Here is a 14,118-nt window from a genome sequence, read left to right as displayed (position 1 = left end):
GGCGCCCCCGCCGGCCGCCCCCCCCCCCCCCCGGCCCCCCCCCCCCCCCGCCCCCCGGGGGGGGGGGGGGGGCCCCGGCCGGGCCGGGGGCCCCGGGGGGGGGGGGGGGGCCCCGCCTGGACTCCCCTGTGGTCACGCTGCCGCTAGTTGAGGTGTCCGCCGACGGAGTCCCGGTCGGTGCCGGGAGCCGGGACGGAACCGTAGCCGGCGGTGCCCGCCATGGCCGTCGGCTCCTCGGCCTGGTCGCCGTGGCCCGGCCACCAGGCCGCGTGGCCGATCAGGGCGGTGAGGCTCGGCGTGAAGAACATCGCCATGACGAACGCGGCGACGATGATGCCGAAGGAGACCGCGAAACCCATCTCCGTGAGCAGCGAGTTGCCTGCCAGCATCATCGTGGCGAAGGTCGCCGCCAGGATGAACCCGGCCGCGGCCACGGTCGGTCCGGCGTGCCTCAGCGCCATGCCGGCCGCCTCGCGCGGCTCGCGGCCCTCGCGGGCCTCCTCGCGCAGCCGGGCGATCATGAGGATGTTGTAGTCGGTACCGATGGCGACCACGAACAGATACATGATCACCGGGAGCATGAACATCAGCCCCGAGTGCCCCTCCCCGTTCTGGAAGATCCACACGGTGGCGCCGAGGGTGGCGCCGAAGCCGAGGCCCACCGAGGCCATCAGGTACAAGGGGGCGACCACGCTGCGCAGCAGCAGGCCCAGGATGACCATGATGAGGAGCGCGGCCACCGGGAAGACCGTCTTGTAGTCGTGGTTGACCGCGGTGTCGATGTCCTTGTAGATCGAGGACAGGCCGCCGACGACCGCCTTGGTGCCCTCGGGCGCGTCGGAGTGGGCGGTGTCGCGCACCCTGCCCACCGCGTCTATCGCCTTGTCCGTCGACGCCTCGTACTTGAGCGTGACGGTGAAGTCCGCGGTGGTGCCGTCCTTGCTCACCTGGGTCGTCCGGGCGTTCGCGACCCCGTCCACGGCCGCGAGCTTCTGCGCGTACGCGGCGAAGCCGGCCTTGTCCAGCGGTTTGCCGTCGGTGCTGGACAGATAGACGTCGGTGGGCGCGGCGGCACCCGCCGAGTACGCCTTCTGCATCTGGTCCTGGACGACCATGGACTCCTTGGTCTTCGGCATGGAGCCGGACGCCAGGTCGAAGGTGGCCTTGAAGCCGAGCGTGCCGAGCGACAGGGCGACCAGGACGAGACCGGAGATCACGGCCGTCAGCGCCGGGCGGCGCTGGACTCCGCGGCCGAGGGCGGCGAACCGGGCGTTCTCCGGCTCCCGCTGCCAGGACTTCGACGGCCAGAAGACCTTCGGTCCGATGAGCGAGACCACGGCCGGGATCAGGGTCAGGCCGGCGACGAGGGTGACGCCGACCGCGATGGCGAGGGCCGGGCCCATCTGCTTGAGGAAGCCCAGCGTGGACAGCACCAGCGCCAGGAAGGCGATGATGACCGCGCCGGCGGCCGAGGCGATGGCCTCGCCGACCCGGCCCACGGCGTTGACCATGGCCAGTTTGGGCTCGTCACCGGCGCGCAGGCGTTCGCGGTAGCGGAACATCAGGAACAGGAAGTAGTCCGTACCCACACCGAAGAGCACGACGATCAGGATCGACGAGATCGAGCTGTTGGCCTGGAGGTCGAACAGCTTGGTGGCGTACGCGATCAGCCCGTTGGCGATGCCCGCGACCAGACCGATGAGCACCAGCGGCAGTACGGCCAGGATCGGCGCCCGGAAGATGATCAGCAGGGTCACCAGGATGATCGCGAAGGTGCCGAAGCCGATCAGCGCCTGGCCTCGCTTTGACGAGTCCTGCTGGTCGAGAGCCTGTGCGGCGGAGCCGCCGAGCTTGACGTCGAGATGTGTGCCCTTGGTCAGTTGCTTGACGTCGTCGCGCAACACCTTGGCGGCGTCGGCCTGTTTGGGCTGGCCGGCGTTCTTGCTGTCCATCTGGACCAGGGTCATGGAGTACTTGCCGTCCTTGGACGGCGGGCCGGGGACGACCTTCTGCACCTGGTCGATGTGCTTGGCGCCCAGTTCGGTGGTGATCCGGGCGATGTCCTTCTGGTCGGCGGCGGTCAGCTTGCCGCCGTCGGTGCGCTGGTAGAGCGCGATCGCGGACGGTGTGAAGGCGCTGGGGAACGCCTTCTCCTGGGTGACCGCGGCCTTGATGGACTCGTAACTCTTGGGCAGGAAGCTGCTCTCGTCACTGTTCGAGGGCAGACCGGGGGCGGTGGCGATGATCGCCACCGCGGCGATGAGCCATGCCACGATCGTCCACACGGGATGTCGGACGACTGTGTTGCCAATACGTCGGAACATGCGGAAGGTCCTCCTGGGCAGGAAGATCACCGCAGCCCGGGGAGCGGTCCCTGGCATCGGCGACCCCGACCGGAACGCACTGCGCGTACCGGTCGATTGGTTGTCTTGAGGCCACATGGTAGTGACCCGATATGACAGTCATCTCATCAATTGACGAGAGTGTTGCTCAGCCGAGAACGAAGGGGAGTTCCGCGGCGAGTTCTTCACCGAGCTCGTCCCGCTCGGCGGCGGTCGGCCCACGCCGCCCGGTGCCGACCAGCAGGGCGTCCGCGTCGGGGAACGAGGCGGGGAACGTGGTTCCCGCGATCTTCTCCAGTGCGGTGCGCGCCGCCGCGAGGGTCTCGGCGGGCGGCTGGGGTGCGGACGGCAGGTGCGCTATCAGGTCGAGGTGGTGCAGGGTCCACTCGACGACGTACGCGGACAGGTAGTCGCCCGCGGTCAGCACCTCGCCCCGGGTGCTCACGCGCGCGGCCGGATCGGCGAGTTCGGCGGCCCGGCCCGCGGCGGAGCCGACGTCGTCCAGATGGAACGTGAGCAACCGGGGTTCGCCGTAGGCGGCGGCCAGCCGGGGGATCAGCGCGTCGAGCGGGTCCTCACCGGTCGGGGGCTCGACCAGCTTCCAGTAGCCGACCGCGTCGACGGTCGGTTCGCCCGTGGCGGGCGTGACCAGGGTGATCAGCACGTCCTGGGCGTCGATGACCAGGTGGCACACCAGGTCCCGCACCAGCCAGCCGGCACAGCCCGAGGGCCGTTCGAAGTCCTCGTCCGGGAGTGCGGCGACCGCTGAGCGCAGCGCCGCCCAGGAATGCGAGAAGAGATCCACCGGGGCAACGTAGTGCGGGGGCGGAAGGGCACTCAAGCGAATTCGAGCGGATCGCCGGGGCAGGTCGTTCGGGCGGGTCAGGCGGCGCGGCGGGACCGGGCCGTGGGCTCAGCGGGCGGACGGCGACAGCCGGTAGGAGGCGGCGAGGTCCCGCACCTCCACCGAGAGGACCGCCTCCGGCGGCACACCCTCGACCCGCAGATGCTTGCCCAGCAGTGCCAGCACCGCCTCGGACAGCCGCGCCTTCTGCGTCTCGGGGCGGCCCGGCATGAGCCCGATCTCCACGTGCACGAAGACCGCCTCCTCGCTCGGCCGGTCCCCCACGAACGTCACCAGCGGGCGCAGCATCGTCTTGCACACCCCCGTCGTGCCTGACTCCTCGACCACGAGCGGGTGCAACTCCTTCACCAGGGCCGCCGGGTCGAAGGATCCGGCCAGATGGGAGGAGTAGTCGACGGTGAGGTGTGGCATGGAGGACCTTTCACATGATCCCGGTGGTTTCGCTAGGCAACTATTTTCCATCATGCGATGCGGGGACCGCACCGCACCCCCCGTGCAGGGGCGCGCTCGGCCAAGGTGATCGCCGGCCCGCGACCAGGGGCTTGCACCGGGGGACGAACTGCGTGAGCGCGATTCTTTTCCATGTGACGACGGCATTACTGCTGGTGCTGATGCTCAGGGCCGGGGTGCTGCTGATCGGCGAGGACACGATCCGCCGTCGGCCGGTACCGTACGCGGCCGTCGCGGTCACGGCCGTGGCCGTCGGCGCGGTGGTCCTCCAGCTGTGCTGGTCCGGCGCGATGGACGCGCTGGACGGCGATCCGCGCGAGTCCGGCTGGTGGCGGGGGGTGACCTCGGTGTTCATGCAGAACGGCGGGGTGTTCGGCGCCGTCTGGAACATCGTCACGCTCGCCGTGATCGCCGCGCTCGCCCAGTGGTTCTGGGGTGCGCCCCTGATACTGGTACTGCTCGCCGTCGGCATCCTGCTCCCCGAGCACGTCGGCGCGCTGTTCGGCGAGCCGGCCCGCAGCACCGATCCCCGTGGTTTCGCCGGGAGTTCGGGCGCGACGTACTTCCTCGCCGCGACGCTTGCGGCCGGGCTGGCGCTGACCGCGTCCACCCCGAGGCAGCGGGCGCCGGCCGTGTGCGCGCCCGCGGCCGGGCTCGCGATGTGGCTTGCCCAGGAGAACGGGCACGGCCTGGTCACCTGCTACGGCTTCGCCCTCGGCGGCGCCGTGCTGCTCATCGGCCGACGCCTGCCGATCCGGTTCGCCCCGGGGACGGCGGCGACGGCCGTACCCCCCTCGGCCGCCACCGAGGGACAGCGCCTCGGGCGGGGCCGCCCACCGGTGTTGGCGGCGGCCCCGGCCGACGGCGCGCGCCCAGGGCGCCCCGGTCCCCGGTGGGCACGGGCGGCGACCCATCTCATGCCCATGCCATCTCCGCGCGATCACCGCCCCGTGGCAGGACGAGCGGGTGAACGAGCAGGTGACACGGGAGACCGAGCCGGGACGGCGGGACCGGAAGAAGGCCGCCACACGCAGCACCCTGCCCCAGACGGCGACACGGATGTTCGCCTAGCGCGGCTACCAGGACACGACGGTCAAGGACATCGCGGCGGCCGCCGGTGTCACCGGGCGCACCTTCGTGCGCTACTTCCCCTCGAAGGAGGACCTCGTCCCTCCCGTACGGCGCGAGATCCTGCGGCGGCCCGCCGACGAGCCGCCCCTGACGGCCGTTCTCAACAGCCTGCTCGCGGCCGCGTCCGGACTCGACGGCGGTCTCGCCGTCCTCGCCGTCGGCGCACCGCCCCGCGCGCTGACCGGCCGGGGGACCCGGCGCACCCGTGTCCTGACCGATTCCGAGGACGGCATCACCGCCGCCCTCGCCGAGCACTTCGCCGGCCTCGACCCCGAAGAGCCGCCCCGCCGACGCGCGTTGCGCCCCTCGGTCCTGGCCCGGTCCGCCGCGGTGCGCAGTGCGCTGCTCATCCACTCGGGGGGGGCGCGGCCGCAACCGGTGCACAGGGTGAGGCGGCGGATGGTTCGCGCGGCGCCGCTGAGGCCGGTTCAGCCGAGGTGGACGACTTCGGCACGCTGCTCCAGGACGCGTTCGCGGTCCTGCGGTCCCCGGAGCACAGCGCGTAAACCGGCCAATCCTCCTACGGCCTCGATTACTCCGTCCCGACCGGCCTGATCAGCGCGGACGCCCTGATTCCGGGACGCGCGGCGATACGGGAAACATGCTGATCACATGAACGCCCGTGTCGGTTTTCGGTCGGAGTGGGAGTCACCTCTTCCCCTCTCGCCGCACGAGGCGAACGATATGCGCAGGAACCACTTCACCGTGTGACATCACTGAGCACACCACTCACGTTCAGGACCTCATGACACTGCGCCGCCTGCTGTCCGGTCGCCGGCGTGCCCGGCTTCGCGCAGTTCACGTTCATGGTGACGGTGGCGTCCGCGGGGATCTTGATAGGGGTGACCCAGTGGTAGTCCTGGTTGCGGAAGGTCTCCAGCGCGATCGTGGTGATCTTCCGGTCGCCGAAGGTGATCGTCAAAAGACCCTCGTCGCCCTGGAAGTTGGCGACCACGATGTCCGTGATGCCGAAGATCTTGCCCTTGGGGACCACATAGGTACCGGTCTTGTTCCCGCCGCCCGCCGTCTGCACATCGATCGTGGTCGAACTCTGCTGCCCGCTCCCGGACTCCGTGCCGCCCGTACCACCGGTGCCACCGGTGCCACCGGAACCGCCGTCGCCCTGACCGCCGCCCTGCTGCTTGCCGGTGCCCTTGTCCGCGCCGGTGCCCGGGGACTGCCCGTTCTGGCTGCTGCCGGGGGTCGGCCGGGGCTGGACCACCTCGTCGGCCGCCTGCTTGGCGGCGCTGCGCACCGCCGGGCGGACCAGCGCGAACCAGGCCAGGATGAGCGCGATCAGCGCCGCGAGCACCGCCAGCAACCACTTCGGGAAGATCGGGATCTGGACGAACTCCGCCTCCAGCGGCGGCCGTACGACGGCTCCGGGCCGCTCGGCCTCGGCCGCCGCCTCGGCGTCCGTCGCGTGCACGGTGAATGGCCAGACCACCGGTTTGCCGAACCAGACCGGTTTGCCGATGCGCGACCGCAGCCGGGTCTCCGCCGATTCACCGGGTTCCAGGGTCAGTTCGGGGGGTGTGAACCCGAACTTCAGCTCCTCTCCCGGCTGCTGCGGCGCGAAGGAGACCCGGGCCGGGGTGTTGCCCTCGTTGCGCACCGCGAGCCGGTAGCGGCCGCGGAGCCAGCCGCGCCGGCGGCGCGGGAGCACCTCGGTGCGCAGCTCGTGGAACGCCTCGATGTGCACCGTGGTCTCGGGGACCGTGACCGATTCGGGGTGCTCGGCCGGCAACACCCGTACGGCCAGCGGAACATCGCCCGCACGCACGTCGGGGGAGCGCGGCGGGGCCAGCCGGATGGTCACCGTCTCCGAGGTGCCGGGGTAGAGCGAGACCCGCGCGGGTTCCACGGTGGTCCAGGCCGCGCAGTCGCCCACGACCTCCAGGGTGTACGCCTCGACGATGTCGCTGTCGTTGCGCACGGTCAGGCTGGTGGAGGCGGTACCGCCCGGTGTCACGGTCACGGCAGGGATGTCGAGACCGGGCGCTCCGGGGCCGGAAGAGGCAGCAGATGGCGTCACGCCACGACCGTAGAACCGGATCCGGAGCATCGCGAGAGATGCGAGGGCAATTCCCGGGCAGTCGGCGTGCCCCCAGCGGTCAAGGCCAACTCCACGGGATGACAGGTCAGTTGAACCCATCGCGCGCGGCGCGTGCGCCGCCCTCCGGTGCCGCCCGTTCCGCGCGCCTCCTTGGCCCGGTGCGCCCCTCTCCGTTCTTCTCGTCATGTCTTCTCGTCCCGTTGAAACAGGTGCTCACTATGTCCGGCTCCGTGAAGGAGAACCTCCTGATGCCAGCCCGCACGACGCTCACCATCCATCCTCCCTCCGCGGCACAGCGAACAGCTCCCGAGGATCGGACGCGCCGGGTCACCGTGGCGGTGTACGCACAGGATCTGGTGCTGCGTATCGGTGTCGTCCACCAGTTGCGCCAGCGTCCCGAGGTGGAGCTGGTCGACGAGGCCGAGGCGGACGGGGCACGGACGTCGCTCGTGATCGTCGACTCCGTGGACGACGATGTCATCGCCCTGCTGCAACGGCTGCAGCGCAATGCCGGCACCCGCACCGGGCTCGTGGTCGGAACGTTCGAGACCGCGGCGCTGCAGCGTGTCATCGAGTGCGGTGTCGCGGCGGTGCTGCGGCGGGCCGAGGCCGACCAGGACCGGCTGCTGCACCTGGTGCTCGCGATGGCCAACGGCGAGGGGGTGCTCCCCGGTGACCTGCTCGGCAAGTTGCTGACTCATGTGGGCGGCCTCCAGCGCTCGGCGCTCGATCCGCGCGGCCTTGCCCTGTCCACGCTGACCGCGCGGGAAGCGGACATGCTGCGCCTGGTGGCGGAGGGGTTCGACACGTCGGAGATCGCGCAGAAGACGGCGTATTCCGAGCGGACCGTCAAGAACGTCCTGCACGAGATCACCACCCGGCTGCAACTGCGCAACCGGGCCCACGCGGTGGGCTATGCGCTGCGCAACGGGCTGATATGAAGCGTCGGTTGCGTACCGAGGCAGGCTCCGGACCGCTCTTCGTCCGCGGCGGGCTGATCTGACGGGCCGGTCGGGCAACCGGGCGCGGTGCGGGAATCCCCCCGCCCGCAACGCGCCCGGCACCCGGCGGCTGCCCGAAAGCGCAGCCCCCGCTTCCCCCGGGCACGGCCCCGCCGCCCTGCCGCACGACACACGCGCGGGGGCACAGTGGCCGGGCACACCCTGGTGTTCCAAGACTGCGAGGTGGAACCGTGAACGGCACCGCTGGCCCCGGCGAGCAGCGTCGGCTGGGGAGATTCGGCGCGTCGTTGCTCCTGTTGGTCCCGCTGCTCGCGGTGACGGCGGCCTCCGGGCCCGACAGCGCCGAGGCCCGGCCGCAGGCTGCCACCGCCGCCGCCACCCGGATCGTCTACGCCGGCACCGGGCACCGCAGTCTCGGCAAGGTGATCAACCCCAAGCAGAGCGACCCGCTGTTCGGGACGGTTCTGCAGCATGACGACGTCGAGCCGTCGGCACTCGGGGACACCGTGGTGTTCGCGAGTCGCCGTGACGAGAAGAACCCGCAGATCTATCTGCGCGCCGCCGACGGTTCGGTGCGCAAGCTGACCAGCGGCCGGGACGCGGCGCACCCCCGGCTGACGCCGGACGGCGCGTCCGTGGTCTTCGACTCGGCGGAGCCCGGCGGCGCGAACGGCAAGAAGCAGCGCGACCTGTGGCTGGTGCACACCGATGGCACCGGACTGACCCGGCTGACGGACACGCCGTACGACGAGGAAGACCCGACCGTGTCGCCGGACGGGCAGCGGATCGCGTACTCCGGCAACAGCAACTCGGTACTCGGGTTCCAGATCTATGAGCGCCCGCTGGCCGGAGGCGCGGAGACCCGGGTCACCAGCGTGGTCGGCACGGCGACGGAACCCGTGTGGAACCCGGTCGACGACGCGGCGCACCGCGACCTCATCGCGTACACCTACACCTCCGACTCCTCCACCGGTCCCCGGTTGCACCTCACCGGCGGCGCGGGCGGGGACCAGCAGATGCTCACCGGCACACCCGTCAACTGGCGGACCCACGGGGCAGCCTGGATGCCCGACGGGGAGGGCGTGCTGTTCCTCAGCCCGGACCGCACCTGTGGCTGCGAGGGCGACTGGGACCACGTGTACCAGGTGCAGAACCGCACGACGGCCCCGAACCTGGTGCTCCAGGAGGACCGCGCGGTCGGCAGGCCGACCTGGTTCGGTCCGCAGAACGGCGGTTACGTCGTGGTGGACCGCACCACGGCGAAGGGAACCAACACGGCGAACGGCGTGCACGGTCCGCACGTGGTGACCCTTCAGGACGTCCGGACCGACGGCGCCGACCCGCGCGACCTCGGGCTGACCATCCTGAACGAGGACCCGGCCGCCGACTCCAACACCGACCCGACCAAGGACCCCCTCTTCAACCCGGCGGCCGGGTACGACCCGTGGACCGAACGGCAGAACTACACACCGGACGGGCGCCGGATCGTGGTGACCGTGTTCGAGGGCACCGCGGACAGCCGGATCGAGCGGATCTGGACGGTGGACGCCGACGGCTCCAACGCCGCTCCGATGCCACTGGCCGGGCGCGGGCCGCGGGACTGGGACACCGACCCGACGTTGTCGCCGGACGGCAAGTACCTCGCGTTCACCCGGACCTCGCCGGGCGGGGTCGGCTCCGCCGCGGGTCCGAGCCGGGTCCTCGTCGCCGACGCGACGACGGGCGCGATCGTGCACGAGATCGTGCCGCCGGCCGGGCAGCAGACGGGCGGCGACGCCCAGCCCACCTGGTCCTCCGACGGCACCCGGCTCGCCTTCACCCGGAACATGACCATCGACGGGGGCGGCGGCAACAAGCACATCTGGACCGTGCCGGTCAACGACCTGAACCAGCAGCGGGATCTGAGCGCGCGGACCTGCCCCGGCAACTGCACCGTCATCGACGACAGTCCCGCGTTCTCCCCGGACGGACGGCAGATCGCCTTCAACCGGAAGGACGGTGGCGGCCGAGTCAACGAGAACAACGGCCTGCTGCTCACCTCGGTGTCCGGCGACAGCTGCCGGGTGCTGCTGCCCGAGGCGGCCCGCTCCACCGCGGACGGCTGCCACCAGGAGCTGCCCGACACCACCACGACCGGCCCGCACCAGCCGCGCGACGCGGCCTGGACGGCGGACGGCAACGGCATCGTCTACAGCTCGCGTACGGACACCCAGGTCAACTGCCCTGAAAAGCTGCACCTGTTGAACGTCACGACCGGTCACCAGAGCCCGCTCACCCTGGAACTGCCGGGCCGTCAGAAGGAGCCCGGCGTCCAGCAGTCGGTGGACCTGGCCGTGCGCGCGCCGGGCACGGTGCCCGCGGTCACCGTCGACCACACCACGGACATCCGCGTCGGCGTCGTCGACAACGGTCCGGCCGCCTCTCCCGGCACCCGGCTGACCATCGCCCCGCCGGCAGGCCTCACCGTCACCCGGATCCGCTTCCCCGGCGGCACCTGCGACGCCGTCTCCCTGCAGTGCGACATCGGGGTGGTGCCGCCCGGCACGACGGTGCCCGTGACCGTGACGGTCACCGGGCGGGCCGTCGGCGACCAGCCCGTCGACTGGTCCGTCACGGGCAGCGTCATCGACCCCCAGCCCGGCGACAACACCGCGCGGACGCTCGTGCCGGTGCACCCGGCGGCCCCGCCGAGCCCCACCCCGACTCCTCCGGCGCCCACACCGCCCCCGACGCCGCCCGCGCCGAAGGCCGGACCCGGCGTCCGGGTCACCGCCCAGCCCGACCCGGGCTACGTCGGCGGCCGGGTCGTGGTGACGTACACCGTGCGCAACGGCCGTAACGCGCTCGCCACCGGACTGCGGCTGCACATCGGGCTGCCCGGCGGCATCCCCGGCAGCGGGCCGCCCGCGGGCTGCGACAGCGGCTGGGTGTGCGCGCTGCCGGACCTGGCACCGGGCGACAGCACGGTCGTACGGGTGGTCCTCTCCCCCGACCACGCCACGACGGGCCGCGCCACCGGCGTCCTGACCACCACCGGTACGGACGCCGACCCTGACGACAACAGGACGCGGACCACGATCCGGATCCTCCAGCCGAAGATCGTCGCCGTGCCGCCGATCGGCAAGCCCGGCTTCGTCACCTCGGTGCGCGGCAAGGACTTCCCGCCGGGCGTGCCGGTGCGGTTCACCTGGAAGCCCGGGATCACCGCGGCCGCCGCGCCGACCGTGCCGAAGCCGGACGGCACCTTCATCGGCCAGCTGCTGATCCTCACCAAGGACCAGACGGGTCCGCGCGTCATCACCGCGAGCGGACCCGGATTCTCCCCGGTGAAGACCGACTTCCTGGTGGTGAACGGCAGCGTGCAGCCGCCCGACGAGGTGACCCGCCGGTGATCCACGAGGTCGACGAGGCGCTGCGCGGGCTGCTCGGCGAGTCCGGGCTGGAGGCGTCCGGGGTCGAGACCGTCTTCGACGCGCCGACCCGCGACTGGGCGGCCCGCCGCACCGCGCCCACCGTCTGCGTGTTCCTGTACGACATCCGGGAGGACGCGACCCGGCGCGGCAGCGGCGCCGGGGAGGTGTACGACGCGGACGGGTTCGTGGTCGCGCGGCGCACCCCGCCGCGCTGGTTCGAGCTGACGTACCTGGTCACCGCATGGGCGAGCCGCCCGCAGGACGAACACCGGCTGCTGTCACAGGTGTTGGCGACGCTGGTGTCCGTCGACGCGCTGCCGCAGCGGCATCTCACGGGCTCCCTCGCCGAACTGGGCCTGACGGTCTCCCTGGACGCCGGCGGCGCCGGGCTGGACGCGCCCGCCGCCTCCGATGTGTGGTCGGCGCTCGGCGGCGAGCTGAAGGCGTCCCTCGGCGTCCGCGTGCGCGCACCCCTCGCCGGGGTGAACAGGGCCGCCGCGCCGCCGGTCACCGAGGGGCTCCTGGTGCGTTCCGCGCGCCCAGAGGAGGACGAGGATCCGCAGCCGGGCCGTCGGCTGCGCTACGACGGGGTGAGCGAACCGGGGCCGGACGAGGGCTTCGCCGGCCCGCGCGAGCGGCGTCCGGCTCCCGCGCGCCGCCGCCGGGGAGGACGCCAGCCGTGACGTACGTGGAGGAGGAGACGGTCACGGGCCTCGGCGCGGACCCCCTGTGGGCCCGGCTGCGGCTGGTCGAGGAGCGGATCCGGTACGCGGTGGCGGCCCGCCGGGCCGTCGATCCCGACCCCGACGACCCCTACCGGGGGCAGTACCTCACCCCGGAGGCCGTGCGGCGGATCCTGGACGAGCCGGGCGGGCTCGACGTACCGGTGTACGACCCGCAGCCCCCGCCGCCCGACTCCGTGCTCGGCACGCTCGCCGCGCGCTTCGCCCTGTCGCCGCTCGACACCGATCTGCTGCTGATCGCGCTGGCCCCCGATCTGGACGCCCGTTTCGAGCGGCTCTACGGCTATCTCAACGACGACCTGACCCGCCGCCGGCCCACGGTCGGGCTGGCCCTGGAGCTGTGCGGGCTCGCGCCGGCGTCGCCCGCCCGGTTCCGGCTCTCCGCGTCCTCGCCCCTGGTCGCGGGCGGACTGCTGGAGATCACCGAGCCCGAACGTCCGCCTCTGTCACGGGTGTTGGCTGTCCCTGACCGGGTCACCGCGTTCCTGCTGGGCGACACGGCCCCCGACGGCCGGCTCGCCGGTGTCCTCGGTACGGTCGCGGAGGATCCGACGGCACCGGCGCAGGAGGTCCAGCGGGCGGCCCGTGCGGCGCGGTCCGGGTCCGGTCTCGTGCATCTGCACGCCCGGGGCGGTGACGCGCCGGGCCTTGCCGCCGCGGCCCTGGGCGCCGCCGGGCTGGGCACCCTGGTGCTCGACGCGGCGGCCCTCGCCCGGCGCTCCGCCGAACTGCCCGCGCTCGCCCGGATCGCGGCGCTGGAGGCCCGGCTCACCGACTCGGGTGTCGTCCTCGGCCCGCTGGAGGAACTGCCCCCGGCACCCACCGAACGGGCCCGCAGCGCCGCCGAGTTGTGCGCGGCGCTGCGCGGCGTTCCCGTGTTCGCCCACGGCGCGGACGGCTGGGACCCGGCCTGGGCGGCGGACACCCCGGTCGTCCTGCCGGTGACCGCGCCCTCCCCCGCACGGCAGGCCGCGCGCTGGCGGCACGCCCTCGCCCTGGCCGGCGCCGACGTGTCCGTGGACGGCGACGCCGACACGCTCGCCCGGGCCGTCGCCGCACACCGCCTCGACGGCGGACAACTGCGGCGCGCAGCGCACGCCGCCGTGCGCGCCGCGGGCCTCGCGGACCGCCCGGTCTCCCCCGACGATCTGCGGACGGCCGTACGGGCGCAGAACGGCGCGGGGCTCGCCCGGCTGGCCCGCAGGGTCCAGCCCGGTGTCGGCTGGGACGACCTGGTGCTGCCCCCGCCGACCCTGCGCAGACTGCGCGAACTGGCCGTACGCGCCCGGCATCGCGAGCAGGTGCTCGGGCAGTGGCGGATGCGGCCCGGGGGCGGCCGGGGGCGCGGTGTGATCGCGCTGTTCGCGGGCGAGTCGGGCACCGGCAAGACCATGTCCGCCGAGGTGATCGCCGCCGATCTCGGCATGGACCTGTACGTGGTCGACCTTTCCACGGTCGTCGACAAGTACGTGGGCGAGACCGAGAAGAACCTGGAGCGGATCTTCACCGAGGCGTCCGCCGTCAACGCGGTGCTGCTCTTCGACGAGGCCGACGCGATCTTCGGCAAACGCTCGGAGGTCAAGGACGCGCACGACCGGCACGCCAACATCGAGTCGGCGTATCTGCTCCAGCGCATGGAGTCCTTCGACGGGATCGCGGTGCTGACCACGAACCTCCGGGCCAATCTGGACGAGGCGTTCACCCGCCGGCTGGACGTGGTGGCGGAGTTCCCCGTACCGGACGCCGACCAGCGTCTCGCCCTGTGGGAGCGGTGCCTGGGCGACCGGCTGCCCCGCGCCGACGACCTGGATCTCGGCTTCTGCGCGGCCCGGTTCGAACTCGCCGGCGGCTCCATCCGCGCGTGTGCGGTGACCGCCGCGTATCTCGCCGCGGAGTCCGGACAGCCGCTCGCCATGCGGCAGTTGGTGTCGGCCGTGGTGCAGGAGTACCGCAAGCTCGGCCGGCTGGTGCTGGAGAGCGAGTTCGGGCCGTACCTGGCGGCCGCCCTCGAAGCCTGAAAAGGCAGCGCAGTTGCCCCCGGCAAGGTACCAACGCCCCTGTCGCCGGGCCTCCTCCGCCTCGGAGACTGGGGGGTGTCGTTTGGATCAGGCCGGCCGTCACGAGCAGTGCGGACCGGCCGACCCGACCCCCGACGC

General features: G+C 72.3%; 8 protein-coding genes and 1 pseudogene. 5 read left to right on the top strand and 4 right to left on the bottom strand.

The window, feature by feature from the left end; genetic code table 11:
• Window positions 1-143: 143 nt before the first annotated feature.
• The 3 genes from ACZ4MF_RS14615 to ACZ4MF_RS14605 form a co-directional block, all read right to left on the bottom strand.
• Window positions 144-2,324, bottom strand: coding sequence for an MMPL family transporter (locus ACZ4MF_RS14615; protein ID WP_467492354.1), 2,181 nt, complete (start codon window positions 2,322-2,324; stop codon window positions 144-146).
• 166 nt (window positions 2,325-2,490) lie between these two features.
• Window positions 2,491-3,147 (bottom strand): maleylpyruvate isomerase N-terminal domain-containing protein, encoded by a 657-nt coding sequence (locus ACZ4MF_RS14610; protein ID WP_467492353.1) that lies wholly within the window; start codon window positions 3,145-3,147, stop codon window positions 2,491-2,493.
• Window positions 3,148-3,255: 108 nt separating this feature from the next.
• On the bottom strand, window positions 3,256-3,618 hold the full coding sequence (locus ACZ4MF_RS14605) for a 5-carboxymethyl-2-hydroxymuconate Delta-isomerase (protein WP_467492352.1): 363 nt from the start codon (window positions 3,616-3,618) through the stop codon (window positions 3,256-3,258).
• 1,122 nt (window positions 3,619-4,740) lie between these two features.
• On the opposite strand from ACZ4MF_RS14605, the pseudogene ACZ4MF_RS14600 reads away from it, so the two are divergent.
• Window positions 4,741-5,343 (top strand): annotated as a pseudogene (locus tag ACZ4MF_RS14600) (TetR/AcrR family transcriptional regulator); the annotation flags it as partial.
• A 145-nt stretch (window positions 5,344-5,488) separates the two neighbouring features.
• Here ACZ4MF_RS14600 and ACZ4MF_RS14595 read toward each other — a convergent pair.
• Window positions 5,489-6,823 (bottom strand): COG1470 family protein, encoded by a 1,335-nt coding sequence (locus tag ACZ4MF_RS14595; protein WP_467492351.1) that lies wholly within the window; start codon window positions 6,821-6,823, stop codon window positions 5,489-5,491.
• Window positions 6,824-7,092: 269 nt separating this feature from the next.
• On the opposite strand from ACZ4MF_RS14595, the gene ACZ4MF_RS14590 reads away from it, so the two are divergent.
• The 4 genes from ACZ4MF_RS14590 to ACZ4MF_RS14575 all read left to right on the top strand — a co-directional run bounded on the left by ACZ4MF_RS14590 (window position 7,093) and on the right by ACZ4MF_RS14575 (window position 13,980).
• Window positions 7,093-7,785 (top strand): helix-turn-helix transcriptional regulator, encoded by a 693-nt coding sequence (locus tag ACZ4MF_RS14590; protein WP_467492350.1) that lies wholly within the window; start codon window positions 7,093-7,095, stop codon window positions 7,783-7,785.
• A gap of 251 nt (window positions 7,786-8,036) precedes the next feature.
• The gene (locus tag ACZ4MF_RS14585) at window positions 8,037-11,198 is read left to right on the top strand and encodes a TolB family protein (protein ID WP_467492349.1); all 3,162 of its coding nucleotides are present in this window, start codon (window positions 8,037-8,039) and stop codon (window positions 11,196-11,198) included.
• A complete protein-coding gene (locus ACZ4MF_RS14580) occupies window positions 11,195-11,902 on the top strand; it encodes a Pvc16 family protein (RefSeq protein WP_467492348.1) in 708 nt (235 codons plus the stop codon). Before ACZ4MF_RS14585 ends, ACZ4MF_RS14580 begins: the two co-directional genes overlap by 4 nt.
• Window positions 11,899-13,980, top strand: a complete 2,082-nt coding sequence (locus ACZ4MF_RS14575) for an ATP-binding protein (protein ID WP_467492347.1) — start codon at window positions 11,899-11,901, stop codon at window positions 13,978-13,980. Before ACZ4MF_RS14580 ends, ACZ4MF_RS14575 begins: the two co-directional genes overlap by 4 nt.
• Window positions 13,981-14,118: the final 138 nt, after the last annotated feature.

Source organism: Streptomyces sp. NPDC025793, assembly GCF_055558375.1.
Note: the sequence above shows the minus strand (reverse complement) of the source record. Positions and strands in the feature narration are given on the sequence as shown.

Bases quoted from the DNA above. Each gene is read 5' to 3' on its own strand.
- ACZ4MF_RS14605 (WP_467492352.1), bottom strand. From the start codon at position 3,618: ATGCCACACCTCACCGTCGACTACTCCTCCCATCTGGCCGGATCCTTC.
- ACZ4MF_RS14590 (WP_467492350.1), top strand. From the start codon at position 7,093: ATGCCAGCCCGCACGACGCTCACCATCCATCCTCCCTCCGCGGCACAG.
- ACZ4MF_RS14615 (WP_467492354.1), bottom strand. From the start codon at position 2,324: ATGTTCCGACGTATTGGCAACACAGTCGTCCGACATCCCGTGTGGACG.